26 protein-coding genes and 1 pseudogene are annotated in these 26,729 nt (G+C 44.2%); 8 read left to right on the top strand and 19 right to left on the bottom strand.

Going from position 1 to position 26,729, the window contains the following annotated elements; translation table 11 throughout:
- Window positions 1-110 precede the first annotated feature (110 nt).
- The 5 genes from DLE54_RS04340 to DLE54_RS04320 all read right to left on the bottom strand — a co-directional run bounded on the left by DLE54_RS04340 (window position 111) and on the right by DLE54_RS04320 (window position 5,054).
- Window positions 111-1,976 carry an ABC transporter ATP-binding protein gene (locus DLE54_RS04340; RefSeq protein WP_110816376.1) on the bottom strand — a complete coding sequence of 622 codons (1,866 nt, stop codon included), beginning with the start codon at window positions 1,974-1,976 and terminating at the stop codon, window positions 111-113.
- Window positions 1,977-2,125: 149 nt separating this feature from the next.
- Window positions 2,126-2,626: an ASCH domain-containing protein gene (locus DLE54_RS04335; RefSeq protein WP_110816375.1), complete on the bottom strand. Its 501-nt coding sequence runs from the start codon at window positions 2,624-2,626 to the stop codon at window positions 2,126-2,128.
- A gap of 157 nt (window positions 2,627-2,783) precedes the next feature.
- Window positions 2,784-3,038 carry a hypothetical protein gene (locus tag DLE54_RS04330; protein ID WP_110816374.1) on the bottom strand — a complete coding sequence of 85 codons (255 nt, stop codon included), beginning with the start codon at window positions 3,036-3,038 and terminating at the stop codon, window positions 2,784-2,786.
- A gap of 96 nt (window positions 3,039-3,134) precedes the next feature.
- Window positions 3,135-3,677: a DUF6756 family protein gene (locus DLE54_RS04325; RefSeq protein ID WP_110816373.1), complete on the bottom strand. Its 543-nt coding sequence runs from the start codon at window positions 3,675-3,677 to the stop codon at window positions 3,135-3,137.
- A 162-nt stretch (window positions 3,678-3,839) separates the two neighbouring features.
- Complete coding sequence (locus tag DLE54_RS04320) at window positions 3,840-5,054, bottom strand: RtcB family protein (RefSeq protein WP_110816372.1); 1,215 nt, start codon at window positions 5,052-5,054, stop codon at window positions 3,840-3,842.
- A 797-nt stretch (window positions 5,055-5,851) separates the two neighbouring features.
- Between DLE54_RS04320 and DLE54_RS04310 the strand changes: the two genes are divergently transcribed.
- Window positions 5,852-6,244, top strand: coding sequence for a hypothetical protein (locus DLE54_RS04310; protein WP_110816370.1), 393 nt, complete (start codon window positions 5,852-5,854; stop codon window positions 6,242-6,244).
- A 133-nt stretch (window positions 6,245-6,377) separates the two neighbouring features.
- Here the strand turns inward: DLE54_RS04310 and DLE54_RS04305 are convergent, their stop codons facing one another.
- The 5 genes from DLE54_RS04305 to DLE54_RS04285 form a co-directional block, all read right to left on the bottom strand.
- Entirely contained in the window at window positions 6,378-6,764 is a 387-nt protein-coding gene (locus DLE54_RS04305) for a DUF5376 family protein (RefSeq protein WP_110816369.1), read from the bottom strand.
- A 158-nt stretch (window positions 6,765-6,922) separates the two neighbouring features.
- Window positions 6,923-7,372 (bottom strand): DUF6691 family protein, encoded by a 450-nt coding sequence (locus DLE54_RS04300; RefSeq protein ID WP_110816368.1) that lies wholly within the window; start codon window positions 7,370-7,372, stop codon window positions 6,923-6,925.
- Between the two features lie 47 nt (window positions 7,373-7,419).
- Window positions 7,420-7,911 carry a YeeE/YedE family protein gene (locus DLE54_RS04295; RefSeq protein WP_413775367.1) on the bottom strand — a complete coding sequence of 164 codons (492 nt, stop codon included), beginning with the start codon at window positions 7,909-7,911 and terminating at the stop codon, window positions 7,420-7,422.
- Between the two features lie 42 nt (window positions 7,912-7,953).
- Window positions 7,954-8,340: an ArsR/SmtB family transcription factor gene (locus DLE54_RS04290; RefSeq protein WP_110816366.1), complete on the bottom strand. Its 387-nt coding sequence runs from the start codon at window positions 8,338-8,340 to the stop codon at window positions 7,954-7,956.
- Between the two features lie 318 nt (window positions 8,341-8,658).
- Window positions 8,659-9,450 (bottom strand): UTRA domain-containing protein, encoded by a 792-nt coding sequence (locus DLE54_RS04285; protein WP_049750986.1) that lies wholly within the window; start codon window positions 9,448-9,450, stop codon window positions 8,659-8,661.
- Window positions 9,451-9,697: 247 nt separating this feature from the next.
- Here DLE54_RS04285 and hutU point away from each other — a divergent pair, with 247 nt between their 5' ends.
- The 5 genes from hutU (at window position 9,698) to hutI (ending at window position 17,318) form a co-directional block, all read left to right on the top strand.
- Window positions 9,698-11,419 carry a urocanate hydratase gene (hutU, locus tag DLE54_RS04280; RefSeq protein WP_110816365.1) on the top strand — a complete coding sequence of 574 codons (1,722 nt, stop codon included), beginning with the start codon at window positions 9,698-9,700 and terminating at the stop codon, window positions 11,417-11,419.
- Window positions 11,420-11,662: 243 nt separating this feature from the next.
- Window positions 11,663-13,054 (top strand): YjiH family protein, encoded by a 1,392-nt coding sequence (locus tag DLE54_RS04275; protein WP_197708908.1) that lies wholly within the window; start codon window positions 11,663-11,665, stop codon window positions 13,052-13,054.
- Window positions 13,055-13,217: 163 nt separating this feature from the next.
- Window positions 13,218-14,777: a histidine ammonia-lyase gene (gene hutH, locus DLE54_RS04270; RefSeq protein ID WP_110816364.1), complete on the top strand. Its 1,560-nt coding sequence runs from the start codon at window positions 13,218-13,220 to the stop codon at window positions 14,775-14,777.
- Between the two features lie 55 nt (window positions 14,778-14,832).
- On the top strand, window positions 14,833-15,909 hold the full coding sequence (hutG, locus tag DLE54_RS04265; protein ID WP_110816363.1) for a formimidoylglutamase: 1,077 nt from the start codon (window positions 14,833-14,835) through the stop codon (window positions 15,907-15,909).
- Window positions 15,910-15,965: 56 nt separating this feature from the next.
- The gene (hutI, locus tag DLE54_RS04260) at window positions 15,966-17,318 is read left to right on the top strand and encodes an imidazolonepropionase (RefSeq protein WP_110816362.1); all 1,353 of its coding nucleotides are present in this window, start codon (window positions 15,966-15,968) and stop codon (window positions 17,316-17,318) included.
- Window positions 17,319-17,471: 153 nt separating this feature from the next.
- On the opposite strand, the gene DLE54_RS04255 is transcribed toward hutI, so the two are convergent.
- On the bottom strand, window positions 17,472-18,062 hold the full coding sequence (locus DLE54_RS04255; protein ID WP_110816361.1) for a YhgN family NAAT transporter: 591 nt from the start codon (window positions 18,060-18,062) through the stop codon (window positions 17,472-17,474).
- A gap of 456 nt (window positions 18,063-18,518) precedes the next feature.
- On the opposite strand from DLE54_RS04255, the pseudogene DLE54_RS04250 reads away from it, so the two are divergent.
- A pseudogene (locus tag DLE54_RS04250) lies at window positions 18,519-19,046 on the top strand (HPP family protein); the annotation flags it as partial.
- 92 nt (window positions 19,047-19,138) lie between these two features.
- Here the strand turns inward: DLE54_RS04250 and DLE54_RS04245 are convergent.
- From DLE54_RS04245 to DLE54_RS04225, 5 genes are all read right to left on the bottom strand, one after another.
- Window positions 19,139-19,783, bottom strand: a complete 645-nt coding sequence (locus DLE54_RS04245; RefSeq protein ID WP_110816360.1) for a histidine phosphatase family protein — start codon at window positions 19,781-19,783, stop codon at window positions 19,139-19,141.
- A gap of 11 nt (window positions 19,784-19,794) precedes the next feature.
- Window positions 19,795-20,589, bottom strand: a complete 795-nt coding sequence (gene cobS, locus DLE54_RS04240) for an adenosylcobinamide-GDP ribazoletransferase (protein WP_110816359.1) — start codon at window positions 20,587-20,589, stop codon at window positions 19,795-19,797.
- Between the two features lie 5 nt (window positions 20,590-20,594).
- The gene (gene cobT / locus DLE54_RS04235; protein WP_110816358.1) at window positions 20,595-21,704 is read right to left on the bottom strand and encodes a nicotinate-nucleotide--dimethylbenzimidazole phosphoribosyltransferase; all 1,110 of its coding nucleotides are present in this window, start codon (window positions 21,702-21,704) and stop codon (window positions 20,595-20,597) included.
- A 25-nt stretch (window positions 21,705-21,729) separates the two neighbouring features.
- Complete coding sequence (locus DLE54_RS04230) at window positions 21,730-22,152, bottom strand: tetratricopeptide repeat protein (protein ID WP_011960115.1); 423 nt, start codon at window positions 22,150-22,152, stop codon at window positions 21,730-21,732.
- Between the two features lie 145 nt (window positions 22,153-22,297).
- Window positions 22,298-22,585, bottom strand: a complete 288-nt coding sequence (locus DLE54_RS04225; RefSeq protein WP_110816357.1) for a hypothetical protein — start codon at window positions 22,583-22,585, stop codon at window positions 22,298-22,300.
- Window positions 22,586-22,927: 342 nt separating this feature from the next.
- Here DLE54_RS04225 and DLE54_RS04220 point away from each other — a divergent pair, with 342 nt between their 5' ends.
- Entirely contained in the window at window positions 22,928-23,746 is an 819-nt protein-coding gene (locus tag DLE54_RS04220; RefSeq protein ID WP_110816356.1) for a Cof-type HAD-IIB family hydrolase, read from the top strand.
- A gap of 192 nt (window positions 23,747-23,938) precedes the next feature.
- Here the strand turns inward: DLE54_RS04220 and DLE54_RS04215 are convergent, their stop codons facing one another.
- The 3 genes from DLE54_RS04215 to DLE54_RS04205 form a co-directional block, all read right to left on the bottom strand.
- Window positions 23,939-24,583, bottom strand: a complete 645-nt coding sequence (locus DLE54_RS04215) for an FMN-binding negative transcriptional regulator (RefSeq protein ID WP_162617730.1) — start codon at window positions 24,581-24,583, stop codon at window positions 23,939-23,941.
- A 109-nt stretch (window positions 24,584-24,692) separates the two neighbouring features.
- Window positions 24,693-25,788, bottom strand: a protein-coding gene (gene prfB, locus DLE54_RS04210) for a peptide chain release factor 2 (protein ID WP_110816354.1) whose coding sequence is annotated in 2 segments (ribosomal slippage) — window positions 24,693-25,715 and window positions 25,717-25,788 — 1,095 coding nt in all. Because the reading frame shifts where the segments join, the coding sequence is not laid out codon by codon here.
- Window positions 25,789-25,941: 153 nt separating this feature from the next.
- Complete coding sequence (locus tag DLE54_RS04205; RefSeq protein WP_110816353.1) at window positions 25,942-26,637, bottom strand: HAD family hydrolase; 696 nt, start codon at window positions 26,635-26,637, stop codon at window positions 25,942-25,944.
- Window positions 26,638-26,729 lie beyond the last annotated feature (92 nt).

Raw genomic sequence — 26,729 nt, 5'->3', positions numbered from 1 at the left:
CACGCACTTAGATGGCACTTTAAGGTGCACGTCTGAACGCTGGGTTAACCTGTCATACCAAGCTTGTGCGCGCTCTGCACTCATCACTTACTCGCTGTCAGTCAGCCTCTTTATTCATCGGTTAAAAAGCCACCAGTTTGACGCTCCCACAGACTGGCATAAACACCCTGCTTTGCAAGCAGCTCTTGGTGCGTACCCTGCTCGATAATGCGCCCTTGATCCATCACCACCAGTCTGTCCATCGATGCAATGGTCGACAGTCTATGGGCAATGGCAATGACTGTTTTATTTTGCATTAAGTTATCCAAGCTCTCTTGAATCGCCGCCTCCACCTCACTATCGAGTGCTGAGGTTGCTTCATCCAGAATTAAAATCGGTGCATCTTTTAATAGCACACGCGCAATGGCGATACGCTGACGTTGACCGCCTGACAGCTTCACACCGCGCTCACCCACTTGCGCATCCAGCCCCGTATTGCCTTTTAAATCCACCAATGAATCAATAAACTCATCAGCATTGGCTTGTTTGATCGCACGCTCAAGCTCTTCTTCTGTGGCATCAGGCTTACCATAGATGATGTTTTCACGAACGGTGCGGTGCAATAGCGAGGTATCTTGCGTCACCATCGCAATGTGTTCGCGCAAGCTTTCTTCCGCCACTTTGCTAATATTCTGCCCGTCGATACAAATGCTACCGCCTTGCACATCATAAAACCGCAGTAGCAAATTCACCAAGGTTGACTTGCCCGCACCCGAGCGACCGACTAGACCAATACGCTCGCCTGGCTTGATATGCAAATCTAAATCTTTGAATATGCTTAACTCTTTATCGGCCTCACTGTCACCATCATTAATACCCGCTCTGTGATAGCTAAATCGGACATGGTTAAAATCAACTTGTGCGCCTTGTACTGCTAACGGCTGAGCATCTGCTTTATCGGTTAGGGTCAAGGGTTTGGTCAGTAAACTCATCCCATCACGCACTGTCCCTAAGCTTTCAAACAAGTCAGTCAGCTCAAACATCACCCAGCGTGACATGCCGAGCAGTCTTAGTGCCATCGATACCGCAACCGCAATCGCACCAAGGCCAACCAAGTCATGCAGCCACAGATAGATACTGAGCGCACTGGTCGCAAAAATAAGGATATAGTTCAAAATGGTCATGGTTATCATCAAGGTTGATAACGTGCCCATTTGCTTATACACCGTCTGCAAATAGGTATCCATACTGTCGCGCGCGTATTCTGCTTCGCTGTCGGTATGCGCAAACAGCTTGACGGTATTAATATTGGTATAGGCATCCACAATACGGCCGGTCATGGTCGAGCGGGCATCAGACTGCGCTTGCGAGTACTGGCGCACTTTAGGATTAAAATAAAATTGCAGCGCGGTATAAATACCCAGCCACACCAGCATAGGTACCAAAAACCATGTATTTAGGTTGGTTAATACGTATAGCATACTGCCGAAATAAACCAGTACATAAACCATCACCGAGACTGAAATCAAGGTCACTTCACGCACCGCCATACTGCTTTGCATGACCTTGGTCGCCGCCCGCCCTGCAAACTCATCTTGGAAAAACGACATGCCCTGATTGAGCAAGTAGCGGTGCGAGCGCCAGCGCACACTCATCGGCAAGTTACCATTTAAAGTGCGGCTTCTAAGCGAGGTGCGTAGATAATTAATAATCGGCATGGCTATCAGTAGCAAGGCTGAATAACCCAGTAAGGTCGGCATCTCGCTTTGCAAAAAGGTTGCTTTGTCATGCTCACTGAGCAAATCAACCAATTGCCCCATAAAAGCATAAATGGCAATTTCACTTATTGCTGACAGTGCCTCTAATATGCCTAATGCAAGAAATACCCAGCCATACCCCTGATTATGATAACGAATAAAGCCCCACAAAGTATTTGGAGGGGTTTGATTATCAATTTTGGGGAAAGGATTGACAAGTTTTTCGAAAAATAGGCTCATGAGACTCCTTAGTGGCAGTATAAAAGTAAAGATGTTTACTTAGGATAGAACTGATAAAATAACTAAAGGAAATGCTCATTGTTTAATGGGACTAGAACAGACTTTTTAAACTGTTAGCTACATTCAAATAACATTTACATAGATAGATATCATAAGGGATAGACCTTTTTAAACCGCTCTAACACCAACTCAGAATCTTGTGTAAAATGACTATCAACTGATTGTGCGTAGTCAGTAAAAAACGAGATATGCGCATCTCTCCACCAATCATAAGTACCATCTCCCTCTCCCTCAGCTTGAGCGAAATCCTCAGTAACGTCTTTAAATTTCTCAATACTGATATCGGTTAACTGGGTGATACAAATGGGTCTGCCCTCCCAATCTGTCACAATCGTTAGTGAACCAATTTCAGGCAAAGGCTCACCGTCATAATCCCATCCACCTTTTAAGCTACAGGATGCTGTTTTGATACCTAGCTCAACCAATCTTGCGCACTCATTAGCATTAACCTCATCAGCACAGAAATACTCAGCAGGAATATCATCTAAATTGGGAATATTTTGTCTTTCTTCACTGGTTAATGCTGATAAGTATTGATTTAAAAAATGTTGCTGAGGCTGCGTAAGTTTCGTCGGGCGATATTCATCCATTTTATTGTGTTATCCTTAACCTTATTACAATTTAATTTAGAGCACATATTGTAAACAGTGACATCACCTAGAGTCTGTGCAATAAACTACTATGTGATTAACACCCATCCTATATCCATAGAATGGGCTTCTTCTAAGACAGTTTAAATTAAAGCCTTTATATTTCTGACAGCCAATCCTTTTGACGCAGAATTTTCTTGGTTTCACGGCGTTTTTTCTTACGCACCGCTTCGATATTGTCTTTTTCATGGACGCCGCCCTTTTTAAGTAGCGGATTAAACGCAACATGATTACGAGGTTTGGTTTCATCTTTTAGAGCGCTGAGGTTCGCCGTATTATTCAGGCTATCCTCACTCTTGTTGGCTCGACTCTCTAGTTGCTTCGCCAGCTTTAAGGTTTGTTTTAAGCTCATAGTTTTGTCCTAAATCTTCTAATTTTTTATTTGGTTGGTTGTTTTGTTTTTTAGTTGATGACATTTTTATACTCCTTAATATGCAGAATAGTCTTTTTAAACTATAAGTTTCTCTAACTCTTTTAGTTTTTTTGGCTTATCTTTACCTGTTGCAATAAGTAGGTCATAGTGATTAATACAAATTAGCCAATCATATTTCTTAGATATGAAATAAAACTCATCAAAGAAATATACTTCAGACATAATTTTTTGAATGGTTCGAATTTTTCCTTCATAAAGCCATAACTTAGATTGCTCTTTATAAGAACCTGAAACACCACAAAAAATAGTTTCATTAACATCTAGTAAGTGCTGTAAATAACTCTCTGGATGTTCACCTAAATTGGCAGAAACAACGTCACCTTCTAAACACTGCCATAACCGTATTGGCTTGGTTGCCCCACTCGTTAAATGACAAAATGTCTGATAAATATTATTTTCAATACCTCTCCAGTTGTCATGAGGCGATAATGGACGAAACTCATTATCACTTATATGTAGCTCTGACTTAAGGCGTATCATTTCTGCCCTAACACCTTGCCACTCCTTATTTTGCGGTCTTCGTTTACCGTTTTGATTGATATAAGGATAAGACTTCATGTTAATTTCCTTACTTCTTCGAATTTGTAATATTTGCTTATCTTGAAGGACAAAAAGCGAACATAGTGTTCAAGGAACACCTACCTGTGAAATGAAGCGACGATGCACTTGCAGTACTTCAAGCGAGATTGACAACGTAGCAGGATGAAATAGTCCAAATAACTATCCCTTCACACACAGCACCTGTTTAAGCGTATGCACCACCTCAACCAAGTCTTTTTGGTTATCCATCACCTCATCGATGTCTTTGTACGCACCGGGGATTTCATCGAGTACGCTTTTGTCTTTTTTACACTCAACGCCTGCGGTTTGTGCTTTAAGCTCATCAACGGTAAAGGTTTTAGATGCTTTGGTTCGGCTCATCTTACGCCCTGCCCCATGTGAACATGAGCAAAACGACTCTTCATTACCAAGACCTCGCACGATAAACGACTTAGCACCCATAGAGCCTGGAATAATACCCAGCTCACCCTCGTAAGCACTGATAGCGCCTTTGCGAGTGACATAGACGTTTTCGCCAAAATGCTTCTCTTGCTCCACATAGTTGTGGTGACAGTTAATGGCTTCTTTGGTCAGGGTAAAGGGCGGTAATTTTGCCTGCTTAGACTGCATCGCATTTAATACCAAACGCATCATCTCTTTGCGGTTTTGCACCGCATAATCCTGCGCCCACTGCACCGCTTCGACATAGTCATCAAAGCTGCTTGAACCTTCAGCAAAATAGGATAAATCTTTGTCAGGCACATGACCAAAGCGTGATTGATGCTCTTTTTTGGCCAAATTAATAAAGTAGCGGCCGATACAGTTACCAATACCTCGGCTACCCGAGTGCAGCATCACCCACACATCGTTGTTCTCATCAAGACAAATCTCGATAAAGTGGTTACCGCCACCAAGCGTACCAAGCTGTTTGGCCCAAGTCCGCTCAAAACCTTTGAGCATCTTTAAAAGCCCCGGATGCTTATCAGTAATCGGCTTTAAGCGTTTACCTAACGGATCAAGGGTTGAGGCTTTGGCTGTGATTTGATTGTGCATATTAAAGCCAACCGGCACTTGCTTCTCAATCGCTGAGCGCACCGCTCTTAGACTGTCTGGCAAGTCGCTGGCAGTTAGCGAGGTACGCACCGCATTCATCCCACAGCCGATATCCACCCCAACTGCGGCAGGGATAATGGCGGATTTGGTCGGAATCACGCTGCCCACCGTTGCGCCTTTGCCCACGTGTACATCTGGCATCACTGCGATGTGTGAGTGTACAAATTCTAGCTGCGCCATATTACGTAATTGTTGTATCGCCTCTTGTGCGATATCTTGGGTATATACCTTAACGGGTACACCTTTTTTACTGTTTTCATTCAAAATTAGCTGTATGCCCATTTTGTTATTACCTTTATTTTTTAGTCGAATAAGCGGTTTAGAACCATAGACTTGTTTAACCAAACTTATTCGCTTTGAATATGTTTTGTTGTATTAAGCGTTATCACGACCGGGTATTATTTGTTCGCTTGCTGTACGGTAATTCCATAGGCTTCACAAACAACACCCAGTCGCCTCTATATATTAAATACTGTGCTTTGCGTCACGTAAGTCATAATATAGAGGGTGATATTGTATTAAATAGCAGACGCAAAAAGCCCATTAACCTAAGGTCAATGAGTTAAGACAATGCAAATTGGAATGTGACCAGTAGTTGGTCTAGAGAAATGATCGAGGTAGGATAAGCTTAGCTCAAGCTAACAACAACCGTACCGAGGTCATCACTCATTGTGTTTTGCGTCATCTGTAACACAGTTTTTTGAAACAAATACATACTGATTCCTCCGTAGGTTGTGGCCAAATGCACAAGTGTGTCATGGCGTGGGTTGATAAAGTGAGTGGTATTATACGGGACAATCAAGTTAACCGCAAATTGATGATGAGCTGAGCTTAAAGGTTTGTACTGAAATGCTATTTTGAATATTATATAAACTAAGCTGGCTTGTCTCTGGAAAATACTGCCCTTGGTGAACACTGACTCTCATTGACAGTAGATGCTTGGATATTTAAGCCAGTAGAACCAATGGTTTGAATTATCTAAATAATTGCAGTGTACTTGATGATGTACATAAAGCGAGCTTTTCAAGATTTAATCTAGTTACTCTTAATTATCTTAAACAATTTAACAGGTCACTTGTATGAGTGTTTTATTCGACGAAGCTTTAGATGCGCTTAAAGAAGTTAGAGTGTTAGCAGATGATGAGTCTAGGAAAGTAATGGATCAGTTTGTTAGCTCATTTCCGATACGAACTAGTGGTAGCGGAGGAATCGACTGGAACAAGGTTGAGAAAAAAGTGCTATTAAGCTGTATAGAAGAGATTAGCAATCAAATAAATCTTACCTTAACAGATAGTTGTTTTGTTATCTGGAATGATGCAGCACACCCGATTATAGAGACGACTGTTGGAAGTATAGTAAAGGTTTTTGATGATGTTACAGCTGTAAGTTTTGATACATGGATATTCATCCCAAAAAATAATAATGTAATTGAAAGCACTCCCTCCAGCTTAAGAATGACTACATTTTTTTAAGATTTATCTGAATATCCTATTCGGGTTTGGAGTGCTATACAATCATCTATCTGATAATTATAGGGTTGAAAGCATAAGTCATATTTAGCTTCGCTTGCTCAAAACAATTTAATAATTGTTAGATATAACAGTTTTAAGCAATACGCATAGTTTCTATATACCCTGCTATGGGCTCTCTTTCTAAAAATAAAATCCAAGCCTTCGTAATGTCTTGCAGTTTAGTACGACTTACTTTAATACTCTGAAATTCATCATATAAAAAACTTAATCTCACCCCATCATTACGTATTTCAGCAGAATAAGAATTACTACTTATATCAGCCTCATACGTTGAAGGGCTTTCTAGCGCTCTCAAGCATCCTTTCAAATATTCAATATGTGATTTTAGAGAAGCCCCTCCATTGTCTACTAAATATGATGCAATTAAACTTTCCATATCATCTTCTATTCTGTTAGGAAGAATTGTTGCATGCAAACTATCAGAGTCAGGAAGTTTAAAATAGCAGAACGTAAAGATCATAATCTATTCTCAAAAATGCTATTACTGGTGGGTAGCCATAAACAATATATTCGTAAATATTTTTTATTCAGAGTGATGATTAACTAACAGGGCATACCCTATCAGAACCATTCAATTGCTGCCTGTAGTTGGATAATTGACAACTACTTAATTAACGCCTAGCTTTTGATTAACTTCGCATGTAACCAAAAGCCTGCCAGCATTGCGACCACAAATATCATCGACTCAATATAACCAGCAAATGCGGTTACCAATACCGGTGCAGGACAAAATCCAAGCATACCCCAGCCGATACCAAAGATAAGACTACCAATAGCCAGTTGCGGTGTAATCTTGGTCGCCGTGGGCAAATCAAAATTGCCTTTATCGAGCGCCCTCTCACCTTTAGCGATACGTGATTTGACATAAAAGAAAGTCGGCATGGCAACGGCAATACCCCCGCCCATCACCAGACCGAGTGACGGATCCCAGCCGTGAAACAGGCGTAAGAACCCAAGCACCTTCTCTGGATTCACCATGCCCGACACAATAAGCCCGACGGTAAAGACAGCGCCCGATAATAGGCTGATAATTAACGTCATTGGAGTGGTTTTATTTGATGTGCTCATATTATTATCTCGATACAGAGGATATTAGATAGCTTAAGCAAGGTTTATCAGACCATCGCAAATAAAGTGGCTGTGACAATACCGCTAAATAAAAACAGTACGGTTGCGGTGATTGAGCGACCTGACAGACGTGAAATACCACAAATACCATGACCGCTGGTACAGCCTGAACCCAGACGTGTACCAAAGCCAACCAATAATCCTGCCGCTATGATTTTCCAAAGCGGTTGCCCCATTTCAAGCTCTGGAAATCCAATAAATGAGCTATAAAGCCAAGTGGTAATGGCCATCCCAATGACAAACATCAACTGCCAACTAAACTTAGGCAGACTTGCCAAACTGCCTTTTAAAATACCGCTCATACCCATGATTTTACCAATACCGACAATCAGAATAGACGCTGCCAGACCAATCATAATACCGCCAATCAAGGCGCTCCACGGCGTAAAGTTTGCCATATCTATCCACGTGTGCATTTTATGTGATACTCCTAAAGTCGTGCGCTTGAGTTGTGTATAGGTGACTGCTTTGACTGACATATCTTGCGTTAAAATATCGCTTTAATCTGCACATTGCTGTGCTTATTTGGCACAAAAGCGCTGATACAAGACTTGCATGACGGCCAGCGCATCCTCACTGGCAATGCTATAAAAAATTTGTCTACCCTCACGGCGGGTACTCACCAATCCGTTATCACGCAATACACCCAATTGCTGCGATAGACTGGGCTGCTTAATACCCGTTGCCTGCTCTAAGTCACGCACACAAGCTTCTGATTCCACCAACTGACACAACAACAATAAGCGATCTGAATGCGATAACGACTTAAGTAAGGCTGAGGCTTTGGTCGCTGAAGCCTTGAGCGCTGCTATATCTAATTTGCTTGTATCTAATTCGCCTGTATCTAGGTTAAGCACGTTGGTACGGTCATCTTGTTTGGATGCCTCATGTTCGATTGCATTTGACACAGTTAATATCTCCTTCGTAGACCAATCAAAGAAGTATTATATACAACCCACTCAGGTTACACAGAAATATATTATATAATTTTATATACTATTATTGCATAACTATATGCTCTTTGACTATATGTATCGCTAAATTATTTATACCTCAGACTTTTTACAACCTAATAGACAGGTTAGTAACGGCTTTATTTGACTAAAAAAGGCCGACTTTAACCCGATTACCCACAAGGTCAAAGTCAGCCGAAGCGTTACTTATTTTGGCTTAAAAGAGCTGACACTGGCAGATATAAATGTCAGCAAAGCCAAACGCTAAAGTAGCTACAAGGTGCCAGAGATCTGATAACTGTCACCGGCATGCCACATATTAACAAAGGTAACCACGCGGCCGGCTGAGAAAGTCTGACGACTGAGCAATAATGCAGGGGCACCCACTGCCAAATCTAAAGCCTTAGCCACCGGCTTGGGCGCCGCCACCGCACGAATGGTATAGCTACCCCCTTGTAGTGGGGCCTGCTGTATCAGATAGTCGCTGGTATTGACCACACTGAAGTCTTGCTCGATAAATTGCGGCACTAATGAGGCATCTACCCAGCGCTCCTCGTATTGTAGCGGCTTACCATTGGCGATATGTACCAGCTTTACCTCATCAATAAGATCGGTGTCCTCTCGCCGCTCAAGACCTGTGGTCGGTGTCGGAGAGATATCCAGCATCGGCTGGGTTAATAATGCCAAGATTCGCGGACTGACTTCACTGGCAGCGACCCGGCGCTGACTGATGACTTGCGCACTATACTGCTTGCCTGTGGCTTTAATATCAGCGGCGATATTGCGCACTTCTACCACCGTATGGTTGTATTGCTGCTGCGCCACAAAGGTGCCCGAACCTTGTCTGCGATGTAATACTCGCTCCTCACTAAGCTCCTTTAACGCACGATTGACAGTCATTCGTGATACAGAAAATTTATCTGCTAAAGCGTGTTCCGTCGGAATGGCTTCTCCTGCCTGCCATTTTCCCGAATGAATATTTTTTAAAATGCTGTCTTTAATACGCTGATAGGCAGGCTTCGCTCTTGAATTAGACTTTGGCACCATTGTTTTCTTTTTTGACATGATAAAAGACTTATTTATTAAGGAAAGTAAAGAATACTCATCACAATGAGTGAACATCCATAAACATTGATATAGCGATAATAATACAATTTAGCCAATCACAACAAACTTAGTTATAAAAAATTTTACTATAAAAATAAAGGCACTCTTAAATTGGCGATAAAAAAAACTTGCATCCTGTTTTCCTTCCTGATAATTTGTATATACAAAATATAAAATCTATTATTCTAGACCCAAAGGACTGACCATGACTGACTATAAATTTACCCGCACTGATGAAAGCCGTGAAATTGCCTCCCCTACCGGATCAACGTTAAGCTGCAAAAGCTGGCTGACCGAAGCACCGTTTCGCATGATTCAAAACAACTTGCACCCTGATGTTGCCGAAAATCCAAAAAGCTTGGTGGTATATGGTGGTATTGGCCGTGCTGCTCGTAACTGGGAGTGCTACGATCAAATTTTAGAGTCTCTAAAAGAGCTTGAAGATGATCAAACCTTATTGGTTCAATCGGGCAAACCTGTTGGTGTGTTCCAGACTCATGAAGATGCGCCTCGAGTATTGATTGCTAACTCAAACCTTGTACCAAAATGGGCAACGTGGGAGCACTTCAACGAGCTTGATCGTAAAGACTTGATGATGTACGGTCAAATGACCGCTGGCAGCTGGATTTATATCGGCACCCAAGGCATTGTCCAAGGCACTTATGAGACGTTCGCAGAAGCCGGTCGTCAACATTACGGTGCAGGCGCTGAAACTGCCAGCCCAGATAACTGGAAAGGTCGCTGGATTTTGACCGCAGGGCTTGGCGGTATGGGCGGCGCTCAGCCACTGGCAGCCACTTTTGCCGGTGCGGTATCTCTAAACATCGAATGTCAGCAAACCAGCATTGATTTTCGTCTGCGTACCGGCTACGTCGATATGCAGGCCAAAGATTTAGATGACGCTTACGAGCTCATCAAAAAGCATACCGCAGCCGGTGATGCAGTTTCTATTGCACTACTTGGTAACGCTGCCGAAATCCTACCTGAGATGGTAAAACGTGCTAAAGATGGCGACATTAAACCAGATTTGGTCACTGACCAAACCTCAGCACATGATTTAATTAATGGTTACTTGCCAGCAGGCTGGACAGTAGAGGAGTGGAAAGCCGCTGCAGCCGATGACACGCAGCACCCAAGATTGGCCAAAGCAGCAGCAGAGTCTTGTGCGATTCATGTGCAGGCCATACTTGATTTCCAACAAATGGGTATCCCTGCGACCGACTACGGCAACAATATTCGCCAAGTTGCCTTTGATGAGGGCGTCAAAGATGCCTTTAACTTCCCAGGCTTCGTACCTGCGTATGTGCGTCCGTTATTCTGTCAAGGTAAGGGACCTTTTCGCTGGGTAGCCTTATCTGGTGACCCAGAAGACATCTACAAAACAGATCAAAAAATCAAAGAGCTGTTCCCAGAGAACAAACACGTGCATAACTGGTTAGATATGGCCAATGAGCGTATTAAGTTCCAAGGCCTGCCCGCCCGTATTTGCTGGCTTGGCTTAGGTGAGCGTGATAAAGCCGGCCTTGCCTTTAATGAAATGGTCAAAAACGGTGAGTTAAAAGGCCCCATCGTCATTGGCCGTGACCACTTAGATACCGGCTCTGTGGCCAGTCCAAACCGTGAGACAGAAAGCATGAAAGATGGCAGTGATGCGGTATCAGACTGGGCGCTACTTAACGGTATGCTAAACGTGGCTGGCGGCGCTACTTGGGTGTCACTGCATCATGGCGGCGGCGTGGGTATGGGTTACTCACAGCACTCTGGCATGGTGATTGTTGCTGATGGTACTGATGCAGCAGCCAAACGTTTGGCCCGTGTATTGGTCAACGATTGCGGCTCAGGTGTCATGCGTCATGCAGATGCCGGCTATGAGCTTGCCATCAAAACTGCCAAAGACTACGGCTTAAAGCTACCAATGATTAAATAACTATTTTTATCGACCTATGCCTTCATACTCTAAGCTTAATTTGTCTATAGACATAGGCAAGTTAAGCGACTATTTATACAAATTATACAAACCTCTGTATACAAAACTAAGTATGCAAATTAAGCAAACAAGCTTTCTGGTTAGCGTCCGTTATTACGCCGCTAAGCTGCTAACCAACAGCTTCTTATAAACCAGTGAGTCTAACAATTTTTAACTTATTGCTACAGACAAGGATTTGTCATCATGGAAGTCGATAAAAACGTTGAAATGTTTACCGTAGATCAGCAAGAATTACAGCCAGGCTCGTTAATCAGTGACGACCCAATTTTATCTCGGTCACGAGGCATCCTGCAGCTGATTGTTTTTAGTATTATTGGTATTACTACATTTTTTATTCCATTTACCATTAATGATAAAAGCACCATTTTGTTTGATCATGCCGCCTCGTATTTGGTCAATGACTTACACGCTGTTGCAGTCGCATTATTATTTTTACTCATGGCTTATGGCGCCATCAAGCCTATTGTCACTGGTAAATATAAGCAAAACTTGACACATGCTATCTTAAGCGCTGCAAAGATTGCTGGATTAATATTAGGCAGCTTGTATGTACTGGGTATGGCGCCCGATGTCATTATGGAAAAAGACATGATGCCCTTCTTGTTTGAGAAGTTGGCGTTACCTGTGGGTATGATTGTACCTATTGGGGCTCTTATTTTAGCCTCACTGATTGGCTTTGGTTTGCTTGAGATGATTGGGGTGTTAATGCAGCCGATTATGAAGCCCATTTGGCGTACCCCAGGAACCTCTGCTATTGATGCTGTTGCCTCCTTTGTGGGCAGCTACTCAATTGGTCTTCTGATCACTAACCGCGTCTATCTACAAGGCCACTACTCTACTCGTGAAGCCATTATTATTGCCACCGGCTTTTCAACCGTATCAGCCGCCTTTATGGTAATTGTGGCTAAAACCTTAGGCTTAATGGAGCTTTGGAACCTATTTTTTTGGTCTACCTTGGTCATTACCTTCATAGTCACTGCCATTACCGCCCGTATTCCACCCATTAGCCAAGAGCGTAATGATGATGCTGACCCTTCGGCGCAAGCTGTCGTAGATATTAAGGAAAACCGCTTAAGTGCAGCCCTTGAATTAGGCATTCAAACCTCAAGACGCTCAAGCAATATCCCCAAGATATTTTGGTCAAACTTTAAAGATGGCTTAGAGATGGCCGCCGCTATTGTCCCCTCTATTATTGCTGTGGGATTAGCCGGCTTACTATTAGATAAATATACTCCAGTCTTTGAGGTATTAGGCTTATTGTTGTATCCATTTACTTTGGTTGGCGGTTTGCCTGATCCTTTGCTTGCGGCCAAAGGCATATCAGCCGGCTTAGCTGAAATGTTCTTACCGGCATTACTACTTAGCGAGACAGATGTGATAACCCGCTACGTTGCCGGTGTGGTCTCTATTAGTAGTGTGTTGTTCTTTTCAGCGATGATTCCTTGTATATTGGCGACAAAAATTCCGTTATCTATCCCAAAAATGCTCATCATTTGGCTTCAGAGAACTATTTTAAGCATCTTATTGGCTGCTGCCTTTGCTCATATTGCTATTGCTGCCGGATGGATAGCTTAAACTGTAACACAGCATGCATGACCATAATGCGCTAAGCTTCCCTGCGTAATTTAGGCCAACTCCTTGTATTTAGATGACCTAAAACTAATTTGTCTTGCAAAATAAATAAAAAATAAAGCTTGGTATTAATGCCAAGCGATAACAATTTATAAAGGATTTTCTCATGCCCTCCACTCAAACCCTAAGCCTCACCCCACGTAAGCTTACTTTTGCTCAGCTGCGTCAGGTTTATGATTCACCGGTACAAGTCAGTCTTGATGACAGTGCATACAAAGACATAGATGCGTCACATGACTGTGTTAAAGAGATTATTGCGCGTGATAAAAGTGCTTATGGTATCAATACTGGCTTTGGTCTGTTGGCCAAAACGCGTATCAGTGATGATGAATTGGGCTTATTGCAATATAACTTAATTGTGTCGCACTCTGTTGGCACCGGTGAGCGCTTAGAAGATGGTGTAGTACGTCTGATTATGGTCATGAAGGTTGCAAGTTTAGCCCAAGGCTTCTCTGGCGTGCGCCGTGAGGTGATTGATGGCTTAATCGGTCTAATCAATCACGATATTATTCCACACATTCCTGCTAAAGGTTCAGTGGGCGCGTCAGGCGATTTGGCCCCGTTATCGCACATGACTTTGACCCTACTCGGTCAAGGAACGTGTTATATCAATGGCAAAGAGATGTCTGCCAAAGACGCACTGGCACAAGCAGGCCTTGAGCCTGTCACGTTAGCAGCCAAAGAGGGCTTGGCCTTGATTAACGGCACCCAAGTATCGACTGCGCTGACCTTACGTGGTTATTTCTTGGCCCGTGATCTGGTCGCTACAGCCACTGTGGTTGGGGCGTTATCGGTTGATGCGGCGCGTGGCTCAGACTCACCCTTTGATGCCCGTATCCATGAGGTGCGTGGCCACCACGGCCAAATCCAAGTTGCCAAAGCACACCGCCGATTAATCGCTGGCAGTGAAATTCGTGCCTCACATACCGAGAATGACGACCGTGTACAAGATCCCTACTGTCTTCGTTGCCAACCACAAGTGGTTGGTGCGTGTCTAGATATTATTAATCAGGCAGGTAATACGCTACTTATCGAAGCCAATGCGGTCACCGATAACCCGCTAATCTTTAGAAATGAAGATGGACCAGTTGCCATTTCAGGCGGTAACTTCCACGCCGAGCCAGTTGCCTTTGCCGCAGATACTTTGGCACTTGCCATTGCTGAAATTGGCTCGATGTCTGAGCGCCGTGTGGCACTATTAATCGATGCCACCTTAAATGGCGGCCTGCCGCCCTTCTTAGTCGATAACCCAGGCGTCAACTCAGGCTTTATGATTGCGCATGTGACCGCTGCTGCCTTAGCGTCAGAGAACAAATCTTTGGCCCATCCTGCCAGCGTCGACAGCATTCCGACCTCTGCCAACCAAGAAGACCATGTGTCTATGGCCACCTTTGCTGGTCGCCGTCTATATGACATGGCACAAAATACCGCAACCATTGTCGGCATCGAGCTATTAGCCGCTGGACAAGGAATTGATTTTCATAAAGGGCTGCAAACCTCTAAGCTGTTGACCAAAGCACATGCCCTACTGCGTGAAAAAGTAAGCTTTTATGATAAAGACCGCTATCTTGCCCCTGATATCGAAGCGGCCAAACAACTGGTGTTGTCTGCTGCGCTCAATGAGCACTGGTCTGAGCTAAGAGCAGATTGGTTTTTGCAAGAATAAAGCGTGTTAGCAACCACTGCTTTAACCCTAATACTGACTTTTGCGAGTACTGATTATGTCGACCTCATACCCTAGCACTGATGATGTTAAGCTTGGTGCCGAGCATATACCTTTTGATACTAGTCTTTGGACCGGACGTGCTGAGCCAGACGAGTCACAGCGGGCACTATACTGGTATCAAGTCGTGGCGCCCAGTCAAGCAGCCGATAAGAGTGAGCATCACTCAAAGGTCACCTTAGTGGGTTTTGCTTGCGATCAAGGTGTGCGCCGTAATTTAGGCCGTGTCGGTGCTCGCCATGCGCCGCCTGCCATTCGTCAAGCCTTTGCTAAGCTGCCTATCACGCCTGTGCTGCAAGACAAATTTAGCAAGGCTGACTATGGTACATTACTGGCTGATGCTGGTGACATTGTCTGTCATGATAACGACAGCTTAATGCCTGATGTGCTTGAGCAAACGCAAGCCAAGTATAGTGAGCAGGTTGCCAAGATTATCAATCAAGGCAGCCTAGCCATAGGTTTGGGCGGAGGGCATGCCATTGCTTATGCCAGTTATATGGGATTATGGCAGGCATTAAATGGTCAGTCTGAGTCAAACAGCCCTAAGATTGGTATTATTAACGTTGATGCGCATTTAGATATTCGCAATGCACCAAACGGCACCTCTGGGACACCGTTTCGCCAAATTGCTGAACACAATCAAGCACATGGACAGCCCTTTTATTACTGCGCTATTGGCATCAGTCAGTTTTCTAATACCGCGGCTTTATTTGACAGAGCCGATGAGCTTGGTGTGACTATTATTAGCGATGACACCTGTGCACGAGACAGCTGGGAGACAATTGATAAGCAGCTTAAGCAGTTCATCGATCAAGTCGATGTGCTATACGTCACCATTGATATGGACGCCTTCCCTGCCAGCATCGTGCCTGGCGTGAGCGCCCCTGCGGCCAAAGGCATCTCTCTTGACTTTGCCGAACGCTGCCTTGAGGTGATATTTGCAAGCGGTAAAGTAAAAATGGCTGATTTTGCTGAAATAAACCCCACTTATGACATTGATGCTCGCAGCTGTAAAGTAACAGCACGTCTGTTGGCGCTGATGATTCAACATCATTTGCTATTGCCTACCACTTAATAAGTCGTATACAAACCCATTTATCCATTTATCCATTTATCCATTTGGAGTCTCACATGACATCCTCAATGATTAAAGATTTTCCAGAAGATTTTGATACCCTGATTTTACATGCCAATATTGCCACGTTTTCAGAGCAATATGGTTTTGATAGAGCATTGGCAGTGGCCAACGCTGAGCCATCAGAGTCATCAAAACCGCACAGCCCTTATGGTCAAATCATAGATGGTGCGTTAACAATTAAAGAGGGCAAAATCAGCTGGATTGGTGACAGTCAAAGTGCCTTAAACAGCACAGCTTATCATCACGCCATTATGCAGCCCGATGCTGATGACAAAATCATTTATGCCAATCGCCAATGGTTATTGCCTGGTCTTATCGACTGCCATACGCATCTGGTATACGGCGGCAACCGCAGCAATGAATTTGAAGCACGCCTGCAAGGTGTCAGCTACAAACAAATCGCTGACAATGGCGGCGGTATTGTGGCGACCGTCACCGCCACTCGTGAGGCAGACTTTGATACCTTGTATGCCCAAACCGAACGCCGCTTGCAAGCACTGCTTGCTGAGGGTGTGACCACGATTGAAATTAAATCAGGCTATGGCCTTGATTTGGATACTGAGCGCAAAATGCTGCAAGTGGCTCGTCAATTAGGGGAAGATTACAACATTACAGTCAAGACGACCTATCTTGCTGCTCACGCCTTACCGACTGAGTATAAAGACAAAGAAAACGGCTCTGATGAGTACATTGATGCGGTGTGTGAGTGGCTGCCTATTTTGCATAACGAGGGCTTAGTCGATGCGGTCGATGGTTTTGTTGAAAATATCGGCTTTACCACTGAACAAATGCGTAAAGTATTTGATGTGGCCAAATCGTTAAACCTACCGGTTAAATTACATGCTGAGCAGCTCAGCGATATGGATGGTAGCGGCTTGGTTGCTGATTATAATGGCTTATCGTCTGACCATCTTGAGTATTTATCTGAACAAAATGTACAGAAGATGGCCGAGCATGACGTAGTCGCAGTATTGCTACCTGGTGCGTTTTATACTCTAAAAGAAACCCAGCTGCCGCCTATGGATGCGCTGTACAAACACAATGTGGCAATTGCACTCTCAACAGACTGTAATCCAGGTACCTCACCCTTAACGTCGCTACTAATGACGCTTAACATGGGCTGCACGTTATTTAGCATGACACCAGAACAGGCATTAGCAGGGATTACTACGCATGCTGCTAAAGCATTAGGCTTAGACAACAAAGGCCGTCTTGAAATCGGTCTAGATGCCGACTTAACCTTATGGGATATCGAACGCCCTGCTGACCTTGCCTATCAAATGGGGTTAAACCCAATAGAGATGATTGTGATAAATGGTCAGGTGAAGTCAACGAACTTGGCTTAAAGTTCGGTCTTATATTTATAGAGACAGAGCGTGAGACGGTCATACCGACAATCAGCTCTCTAATAAAAAAACCTCGCTAATGAGTATTAGCGAGGCTTTTATTTAACTGATATTTAACTGACTCTCAGTTAGTTCATAAATGCTGGTTATCAACTAGTTCATAAATGACGCAAAGCCATTTAATAACATCTGTACCGAAATTGAGATTAGAATCATCCCCATCAAGCGCTCAATGGCTTTTAGACCACGATTACCCAGCACTTTGTACAGCTTGGTTGAAAAGAACAAGATAACTGCCGAGACAAACCATGCCAAAAGTAGGGCCACTAACGCCTTCGGGATACTCTCTGGGTTTTTTTCAGTCAATAAAATCAGCGTGGCCAAAATAGAAGGCCCAGCAATTAAGGGAATGGCCAAAGGCACAATAAATGGCTCACCGTCTACGTCATCTTCATCGCCCATGACTGAACCACGGTTCGGAAAAATCATACGAATGGCGATAATCATCATCACCAAACCGCCACCAATAGCAACCGCTTCAGTACTAAGCCCCAAGGTATGTAGAATACTGCCACCTGCAAATAAGAACAGGACCATAAGCACTAAGGCTATCAGTAACTCTCTGATAATAATAAATCTGCGCCTTTGCTCTGGCACCTTATCAAGTACCGATAAGAAAATGGGAATATTCCCCAATGGATCCATAATCAAAAACAAAGTTAGTGCGGTGGCGTAAATCTCCATACTGCTCCTTAGTGTTCTTTATAACCGGCAAAAACAGCGGTCTTAGACCTTAATCTAAGACCGCTGTTGCTTGTTTAGGCATTAAATAGATAGTCGCGCCTCGGCTTTTGGATAAAAAGCATATGCTCATAAGCCAATAAAAATCTCAATATTTTGAGCCATGCACGCAGCTATCTGCCCTATTTTTATACCCATTTTCAGGCTGAAATAATAACAAAAAAAAGCAGCGCTATGCTGCCTGTGTGTCCATTATTATTCCATAAGTGACTTTTATGCTCCCATTAAGGCATATTTATCCATCTACTGCGCCTTGATGTGTTGTGCTAATATTTTCCACCCGGTTAAAAATATTTCAGGTTATACCTATTACGATGAAATTTTTTAATCTGAAAATATTTCAATTTGAAAGCGTTTTAATTAAAAGCTTAGCGCATGATGTTTGTTTTAGGGGTGTGTATGCATTTTTTATTTGATAGGGCCGAAAAACTACCTGAAAATGCCAGTGCCATAGATTTATTACGCTCATTAATAGGCGGCACCTTAGGGATTTTAATCCTATTGTTACTTACCCAATATACCGGCAACCTAATGATTATGGCCCCCTTTGGTGCCACCTGCGTCTTACTCTTTGCTGTCTCTCACTCCCCCTTGGCCAAGCCGCGTAACGTCATATTTGGTCATTTGATTGCAGCCTTTGTGGGATTGGTATTCTTAAAATATATTGGCACCTCTATCTTTGCCATTGCCTTCGCCGTTGGCTTATCGATCTCATTGATGCACTATTTTAAATGCATCCATCCCCCTGCTGGCGCCACCACCTTAGTGGTGCTATTGACCGCGCAAACCACGCATTATGACTGGGGCTTTTTAATCATGCCCGTCTTGGCAGGCTCTGTAGCGCTCATTGTCGTGGCTCTTATTGTGAACAATATCAAACCCAATCAAAAATGGCCGGCTTACTGGTTTGCCTTAGTAAAAACCCGCATTGAACATCACATTGAGCATCATGCAGACACTCACTTTATCGAAGAGCAAATTGAGGCACAAAACCCACAACCTCAAATGCGCCGTCAAGGTTAAAACTTAAAACAGCTCAATTGGCCGTGACCGACAGACCGCGGCCAGTGTGCTGCTTGAGTAGGCGGCTGTTGACCTTGTTGAATAAATTTTGCGCTACTAATCCAGCCAGCATGCCCCACGACTAAGACTGCCTGATGCAAGACTGCCTGATGCAAGACTGTCTGGTGCGTGACTACCTGGTGTTTGGGACTAAGCCTAGCATGAGTAGTAGCAGCATCAATATTCAGCTCAGCTTGGGTCTGCTTTTGCTGCTCAATCCAAGCCGCCACTCGCTCAAATAACTGGCGTAGGCTCTCACCGCCTGGGGGTGTAAAATCCGCAAAATGCTCACACCACTGATCAATCTCATCTTTGCTAATGTCTGACCAAAGCCTACCTTCCCAAGCACCAAAATGGGTCTCGAGCAGTTGAGCATCGACATGACATTCAAAGCCTTGTGCTGCTAAATACTCACCCACTTGCTTGGAGCGCTGTAAGGGGCTCACCCAAATTCGCTTAGGCAATTGATTGACTCTAACAAAGCGCAGAATTTGATGCGCCAGTCGCTTTAATTTGCGCCTATCAACCATAACCTCATGTTGACCAAAGCACAGCCCTTGCACCTGCTTTGGTTTAGGATGGCGCCAGATGTATAATTGCATAAGAGAAACATCTATCCGGTAAAATTGGCCGCTAGACCAGCATAAATAGCAATCTCAGTGATTTGCTGAGTGGCTCCTAATCCATCACCGGTATAGCCTTGCAAGCGTCTTTTAAGCAAACGGTACATATGGGTCACCCCAAGTAGGGCAAATATGAATGCCAGCACCCATTGCTTTAAGCTGATACTGTGCATAGCTTGTGGCAGCAACAAAGGCAGTAGCAGACCAATAAGTATCAGCCACAGCGCACTTGCCAGCCACTGCTTAAATGTCATTTGCTGCGCCATGGGCTTGGCCTTGGCATGCTCTATTTCACCGCCATAAGGCAGCAGCACTATCAGCGAGGTGCACAACAGCCGCGAGGCACTGTGGGCGACAATCAAAGCCACCACGGCTGTCATAACCGGCATTGCCGCAAGCAGACTCACTTTTAATAACAAAGCACACACCAAGCCTAGGGTGCCATAAGTACCAAGACGAGAGTCTTTCATAATGGTTAAGGTGCGTTCTCGAGTAAGCCCGCCGCCAAGCCCATCACAAGTATCCGCCAGCCCATCTTCATGAAAAGCGCCCGTCAGTTTAATGCCAAAGGTGGTACTGGCGATGGCTGCTACCAAAGGGGGAAACCCCAAGCTCACTGCCCAAAACACAGCGGCGCAAAGTATGCCCACCAATAGCCCGACACCCGAAAAATGACGGCTGCTTTGATGTAACCAGTCAGGCTGATAATCATCCATTTTTACAGGAATGCGGGTCAAAAACTGAGTAGCAACCTGTAATAAGCGCCACTCGTGCTTAATAGACATTGGCGTTATTGCCCATCATTAGTGGCCACAACTGCGGCTATATTGGCTTGTGAACCTGGCTCACTTTGCGTACTAATCCCCGCATCACTAAAGCTTGCCATCTCATTGATAATGGCGCACGCTGATTGCAATAAAGGATACGCCAGCGCCGCACCACTGCCCTCGCCCAATCGCAACTCAAAGCCCAGTAGGGGCTCAGCATCTAGCGCCGCCAACATCCTGCTGTGGCCAGGCTCTACCGACTGATGGGCAAATATCGCAAATTGGGCCACACCGGGTACCAAACGCTCTGCGACCAGTAGCGCACTGCTGGCAATAAAACCATCTATTAATAAAATACGTCGGTCACTGGCCGCTTGGATAAAGGCGCCGGCCATCATGGCAATCTCAAGCCCGCCCACAGCCGCCAACACTTCAAGTGGCGTGGTCACGTGCTCATAACGCTGCAATACTTGGCTTAGCACGTCAACTTTGTGCTGTAAGCCAGCATCATCAAGTCCCGTACCACGGCCAACACACTGGGCAATAGGTATATCTTCTAACTTGGCGAGCAGTAAGCTTGCCGCTGAGGTATTACCGATACCCATCTCACCTGCAATAAACAGATTACCTTTCAGAGACTTGGCAACCTGCATACCTGCCTTAAGCGCTTCGATACATTCTTCACTATTCATGGCCGGTTCAGTGAGCGCATCACGACTCCCCAGGCGCACTTTGTAATCCAAAAGCTGCGGATGATGGTCTACCCCATATTCAGCAAAGTTACTGGCCACGCCCGCATCGACCACCTTGAGCTCAATATTATGCTGACGAGCCAGCACATTAATTGCCGCGCCCCCTTTTAAGAAATTGAGCACCATTTGCGCCGTTACCTCACTAGGGAAAGCCGAGGTACCATGTTTGGTTAACCCATGATCAGCGGCGAACACTCGAATGTGCGGGCTAACAATCTTTGGCTGCGTTGTCCCTTGGATAAGCCCGATTTTTAGCGCTAGCGTTTCTAGCCGGCCCAGTGCACCAAGTGGCTTGGTTTTGTTATCCAGAAGCTGCTGTAGATCAGCTGCCAATTGAGGATTATCGATATTAGCAATAGCGGGGAAGTTTAAGCAGTCCAAGGTACATCCTTATCGATCTAACAAATTAATGAGTTAACAACTTGGTCAGCAGCGTATCAATCTCTTGCTTAAATTCTTTGTCTTCAATTTTATTGGCCGTAATTTTGGCCTGCTTTAGACTCTTAATAGCCGCCTCAGTCTGACCCAATTCTAACTGCAGCTCTGCCATCGAAAAAGCGATGGAGGACATATGATCTTTGGAATTAATGGCAGTGGCTTTGGCCAAGGCTTTGTCATAGATGACCAATGCCTGATCCAGATCGGCGGTAAAGTCCGCCAACGTTTCCCACTGCTCCGGATGGTCTTTATCGCTATTTTCATTGTCGTCACAAATGGCTTTAAGCTCAGCATACAGCTTATCAAAGCGGGCTTGATCGTTTTTGCTATCGGCCTCTAATAAGTCTTCAGCTAAATTATAAATTGCGCGATATATTTTTGTATTAATCATAAATGGGCCTTAGTGGGGATGAATAACGCTCAATAGCCGCCCTTGCAGCGGCAAGCCATTGGCTAAAAACTTGCTAAAAATGAGTGTGTTATTGATTATACCTTATATACAGGCGAGCCACTGAGGTTGTCACCACTTTAAGCGCTTAGAGCTGAGTTAGACCGTCAATCATTTCATAGCCTGGGCCAGCTATACTGGTATTGAGCAAATAAAAACCTAGAATAATAAAAGGCAAGGCCAACAGCGACTTTAAAAAAGGAGATTTACATTTATCCCAGCGGCTAATCACATAATAAAGGTTAGCAAAAGGCATAAATAAATACATCAGGCCCCACGCTATCGACTCTCTAAACGCGATAATGATAAGCTGAATACCATAAAACCATAGAATAATAAAACCTATGACAACACAAACCCAAGCGAAAGCGGGCATCTACTTCTCCAAATAAATGATTTTTACCGTGTATATTTTAGATGAAACACAAATAAGTTTAAAATCATCTACAAAAATTGTCTATAACCTTGACTGTACAAAAGCCCGTCATCAGCCTTTGATTTGTAATCCTCTGCTGTTCAATCCTCTATTTCTCTATATGGTTGCTATGAAAAATTACTGTGTCTATACTTGCGTATACTCTTGCATATACTTAAGTACAATAAGTTGTTGCTCGGTGGCTTGTGCACCAGCATAGACAACAAATTGATACCGCCATGTTCGTAAATTCGTAAAAATACAGATACCTGATAAAACAGATAACTCAAAAATAGGACCGTCATGACTCAAATTTTGGCAACCGACGTAACGCCCACTCAGCCTACATTTATCCCAAAGATTATATTCTTTGATATTGACGATACCTTAAGCCGCAATGGGAGCATCGCGCCGCACAACAAAGCCACTTTAGAAGATCTTGCCAAAACAGATATTAAGTTAGTCATCGCCACCGGCCGCTCAAAGTCCATCATTCCCAAAGATATTATGGCACTGTTTGAATCACATATTTTTGACGCCATTGTCTGTACCAATGGTCAATACAGCTTTGATAAGCACGGCATCATCAGTCATTATCCACTCACACTTGAGCAGGCCAGTAATATCGATCAATTGTGTCGCCAAGACCATCTTATTCACAAATTTGATTCAGCAACCCACTTGGCTTGGGCCAATGATAACGAGAATATACGGGCTTTTATTGCCAATAATCCCAGCTCAATCATTGACCCTGACTATTACAAAACGCATCCGGTCTATCAATGCTCGGTTTTTTTTGAAAGCAAAAAAGACAAAATGCAACACGTGGATTTCGCAGAGTTTGGATTAAAGCTGGTGCACTGGCACAAAATTGGCGGTGATATTTTGCCGATTGAAGCTTCAAAAGAGCGCGGGGTTCGGGACGTTTGCCATTACTTTGGTATTGATGTTAGTGACGCAATGGCCATTGGAGATGGCTTTAATGACTTAGAGATGTTCGATGTGGTGGGTTTTGGTGTGGCCATGGGAGATGCCCAGCCTGCACTTAAACAAAGGGCAGACTGGGTGACAGGCACCATTGAAGAGTATGGAATACAAACGGTATTAGAGCCGATGCTGTAGGTTTGGCATTAAAAAAAGAGCAAAAAGCATGGCCTCAGCATAGCGCACGTTTGCGGTTGAGAAATATGCAAGGCAGAGGTAGGCACTGATTAATGGCCTATCTCGGCGCTCGTCCCTCGCACAAAAGCCAAATCGCCTCACACATCATATATCTTGATATAAAGGAGCAGCCATTTATTTATTGCAAGCCTTTTAATCTAGCGCAATAAGGCTTGCCATCTTGAGTGATTCAGGTGTCCCTACGGCCTTTAATCCTGCTATCACCCCTTCTCTGTCTGCTTTCGACTTATTTTGACTCAATTTAAACTGCGCTTTTATATGGTCTGGGTCAAAATCTATCCTAATACCCACTATGGCTTTGCACAGCCCTTGAATGTATTTATCAGGCGCATCTTTTAATGACCAAGGCTTTATCTCAGTTGCCTCAAATACCTCTGTCAAACGCGTTAAAATAGTCATCAGACTGCCTGAGTCAGTGAGCTTGCGGGGTTTACCCGTGATATGTACGGCACGATAATTCCATGTAGGTACTTGCTTGTGCGTCTCAGCTTTACTTGGATACCAATTGGGGCTGATGTAATGCCCTGCATCCTGAAAAACAACCAACCATTGTGTTGTCAATACGTCAGTATCATTAAGTGGATTAACCTTGGCAATATGCCCTAGCAAATAATGGCATTGAGACTCACCTTCCTCCTGTTGCACCCACTGCATCGGCACATGACTGGCCTCAAGGCCATTAGGAGTTGTCGCAATGATAGTTGCCAAAGGATGCTGGGCAATAAACTCTTGAATAGCAAACTCATCATGTTGTGCAAAAGATTTAGGGATAAACAAGTCATACTCCAAAAGCGAATGTAATAAAAAGACCGTTTAATAGCATACCTATTAAACGGTCTTAGTTCTATCTTTATACTTAGCTTTATCTTTATATAATGTTAGATAACTACAGACCTGCTTTTAAGCTCGCTTCAATAAATTGATCCAAATCACCATCTAGTACTGCACCGGTATTAAAGGTCTCAACACCAGTACGTAAATCTTTAATACGAGAGTCATCAAGCACATACGAGCGAATTTGACTGCCCCAGCCCACATCAGATTTATTATCTTCAACGGCTTGCTGCTGCTCCATACGCTTTTGCATCTCAAGCTCATACAATTTAGCGCGTAGCATCTTCATGGCCGTGGCTTTGTTGCCGTGTTGGCTGCGCTCATTTTGACACTGCACCACGGTACCCGTCGGTACGTGGGTAATACGCACCGCAGAGTCGGTGGTGTTGACGTGTTGACCACCTGCCCCACTTGAGCGATAGGTATCAATACGTAAATCAGCCGGATTAATATCAATCTCAAAATCATCATCAATCTCAGGCGACACAAACACCGCAGCAAACGAGGTATGACGGCCATTATTGCTATCAAAGGGTGATTTGCGCACCAAGCGATGTACGCCTGTCTCGGTTCGCAGCCAGCCAAAGGCATAATCACCGCTGACTTTAAATGAGGCTGATTTCACGCCAGCCACACTACCCGCTGACACCTCAATAATCTCAACCTTAAACCCATGTGACTCACACCAACGGGTATACATGCGTAGCAGCATCTCCGCCCAGTCTTGCGCCTCGGTACCCCCACTGCCTGATTGAATATCAACGAAGCAGTTATTGGCATCCATCTCGCCATCGAACATGCGCTTAAACTCTAAGTCCTCTACCAAAGCTTGGGCAGCATTAAGCTCATTTTGCACCTCTTCAAGCAGGCCTTCATCATCGGCCTCTACCGCCAGCTCAAGCATGGCAGCGGCATCTTCAAGAGTAGTGTCTAGACCGGTAATGGTAGTAATCACTGCATCAAGCTGGCTTTTTTCTTTGCTGATTTTGGTCGCGCGCTCTGGGTCATTCCAAAGCTCTGGCGACGCCATCTCAAGATTAACCTCCTCTAGGCGCTCTGACTTACCATCGAAGTCAAAGATACCTCCGCATGTCCTGTGAGCGCTCGCTTAAATCTTTGATTTGTTCTTGATATTGGTTAATTTCCATAGGGTTTCCGCGGTTGTTTGTCAGCTATAAGGAATAAAAAAGAATGAATGGATAGCGCTCATTAAGTAGATAAGTGTCATAAATCGGCCTACCCCTCTAATGAGCCTATCAACCATATAAATATCGTGAAGGCGTCACACTGGGGACAAGAGGTTATAATTTCCAGTCCTCAACTGCCCAGCGGTGCGCTAAAGCATGCGCGTGCAGCACCTCATCTGGGGTAACTGCCACTGGTATATCTGCCCATTGTAATAAAGGCAGATCATTTTTTGAGTCAGAATAAGCATAAGTCTTACTGTAACGAGTGCCTTGTGCGTGCTTGGCCTCTAACCACTTATTTAGATGATATATTTTACCTTCTTTGAAGTTGGGTTTGTCGGTTAATTTGCCCGTATAACGATTATCCTGCACCTCAAGCGGCGTGGCCAACACATTGACCGGCTCGATACCGAAGCGCTGAGCGATAGCAGATACCACAAAGTCATTGGTGGCTGAAATAATGACCACGTCATGCCCCGCTTCGATATGATGCTGGATGGCACTAATGGCTTTTGGCCGTATGTGTGGCTCAATTTCAGTTTGTATATACGCCTCACGGATTTGACACAGCTCATCAAGAGGCAAACTGGTTAAAAACTGAGCCACAAATTCATTGTATTCAGTCGCATCTAGGGTACCTTCTATGTACTGCTCATAAAATTTTTGATTGGCAGTGCGGTACTGCGCCTCATCGACCAAGCCATTTTTTACAATATACTCGCCCCACAGATAGTCACTATCGACATCAAGTAAGGTGTGGTCTAAGTCGAACAAGGCCAATTCTTTTTGCTGGGCATCACTTTGCTGCATGTATTTTCCTTAGTGCATGGGTCATAAGTGGATGGGCCATACTTAAACACTGTAAAAGCTGCCCATCGTTTTATATGTTGTGTTTAGCGTCG

The organism is Psychrobacter sp. YP14, assembly GCF_003209315.1.
Taxonomy (GTDB): domain Bacteria; phylum Pseudomonadota; class Gammaproteobacteria; order Pseudomonadales; family Moraxellaceae; genus Psychrobacter; species Psychrobacter raelei.
The sequence above is the reverse complement of the archived record's forward strand: the minus strand, read 5'-3'. Positions and strand labels throughout refer to the sequence as shown.

Bases quoted from the DNA above. Each gene is read 5' to 3' on its own strand.
- hutH (WP_110816364.1), top strand. From the start codon at position 13,218: ATGCCCTCCACTCAAACCCTAAGCCTCACCCCACGTAAGCTTACTTTT.
- DLE54_RS04295 (WP_413775367.1), bottom strand. From the start codon at position 7,911: ATGTCAGTCAAAGCAGTCACCTATACACAACTCAAGCGCACGACTTTA.
- DLE54_RS04330 (WP_110816374.1), bottom strand. From the start codon at position 3,038: ATGAGCTTAAAACAAACCTTAAAGCTGGCGAAGCAACTAGAGAGTCGA.
- DLE54_RS04220 (WP_110816356.1), top strand. From the start codon at position 22,928: ATGACTCAAATTTTGGCAACCGACGTAACGCCCACTCAGCCTACATTT.
- DLE54_RS04310 (WP_110816370.1), top strand. From the start codon at position 5,852: ATGAGTGTTTTATTCGACGAAGCTTTAGATGCGCTTAAAGAAGTTAGA.
- DLE54_RS04285 (WP_049750986.1), bottom strand. From the start codon at position 9,450: ATGTCAAAAAAGAAAACAATGGTGCCAAAGTCTAATTCAAGAGCGAAG.
- DLE54_RS04300 (WP_110816368.1), bottom strand. From the start codon at position 7,372: ATGAGCACATCAAATAAAACCACTCCAATGACGTTAATTATCAGCCTA.
- DLE54_RS04225 (WP_110816357.1), bottom strand. From the start codon at position 22,585: ATGCCCGCTTTCGCTTGGGTTTGTGTTGTCATAGGTTTTATTATTCTA.
- hutU (WP_110816365.1), top strand. From the start codon at position 9,698: ATGACTGACTATAAATTTACCCGCACTGATGAAAGCCGTGAAATTGCC.
- DLE54_RS04320 (WP_110816372.1), bottom strand. From the start codon at position 5,054: ATGGGCATACAGCTAATTTTGAATGAAAACAGTAAAAAAGGTGTACCC.
- DLE54_RS04245 (WP_110816360.1), bottom strand. From the start codon at position 19,783: ATGCAATTATACATCTGGCGCCATCCTAAACCAAAGCAGGTGCAAGGG.
- DLE54_RS04205 (WP_110816353.1), bottom strand. From the start codon at position 26,637: ATGCAGCAAAGTGATGCCCAGCAAAAAGAATTGGCCTTGTTCGACTTA.
- DLE54_RS04340 (WP_110816376.1), bottom strand. From the start codon at position 1,976: ATGAGCCTATTTTTCGAAAAACTTGTCAATCCTTTCCCCAAAATTGAT.
- DLE54_RS04230 (WP_011960115.1), bottom strand. From the start codon at position 22,152: ATGATTAATACAAAAATATATCGCGCAATTTATAATTTAGCTGAAGAC.
- hutG (WP_110816363.1), top strand. From the start codon at position 14,833: ATGTCGACCTCATACCCTAGCACTGATGATGTTAAGCTTGGTGCCGAG.
- DLE54_RS04325 (WP_110816373.1), bottom strand. From the start codon at position 3,677: ATGAAGTCTTATCCTTATATCAATCAAAACGGTAAACGAAGACCGCAA.
- DLE54_RS04255 (WP_110816361.1), bottom strand. From the start codon at position 18,062: ATGGAGATTTACGCCACCGCACTAACTTTGTTTTTGATTATGGATCCA.
- hutI (WP_110816362.1), top strand. From the start codon at position 15,966: ATGACATCCTCAATGATTAAAGATTTTCCAGAAGATTTTGATACCCTG.
- DLE54_RS04275 (WP_197708908.1), top strand. From the start codon at position 11,663: ATGGAAGTCGATAAAAACGTTGAAATGTTTACCGTAGATCAGCAAGAA.
- DLE54_RS04305 (WP_110816369.1), bottom strand. From the start codon at position 6,764: ATGATCTTTACGTTCTGCTATTTTAAACTTCCTGACTCTGATAGTTTG.
- DLE54_RS04335 (WP_110816375.1), bottom strand. From the start codon at position 2,626: ATGGATGAATATCGCCCGACGAAACTTACGCAGCCTCAGCAACATTTT.
- cobS (WP_110816359.1), bottom strand. From the start codon at position 20,589: ATGTCTATTAAGCACGAGTGGCGCTTATTACAGGTTGCTACTCAGTTT.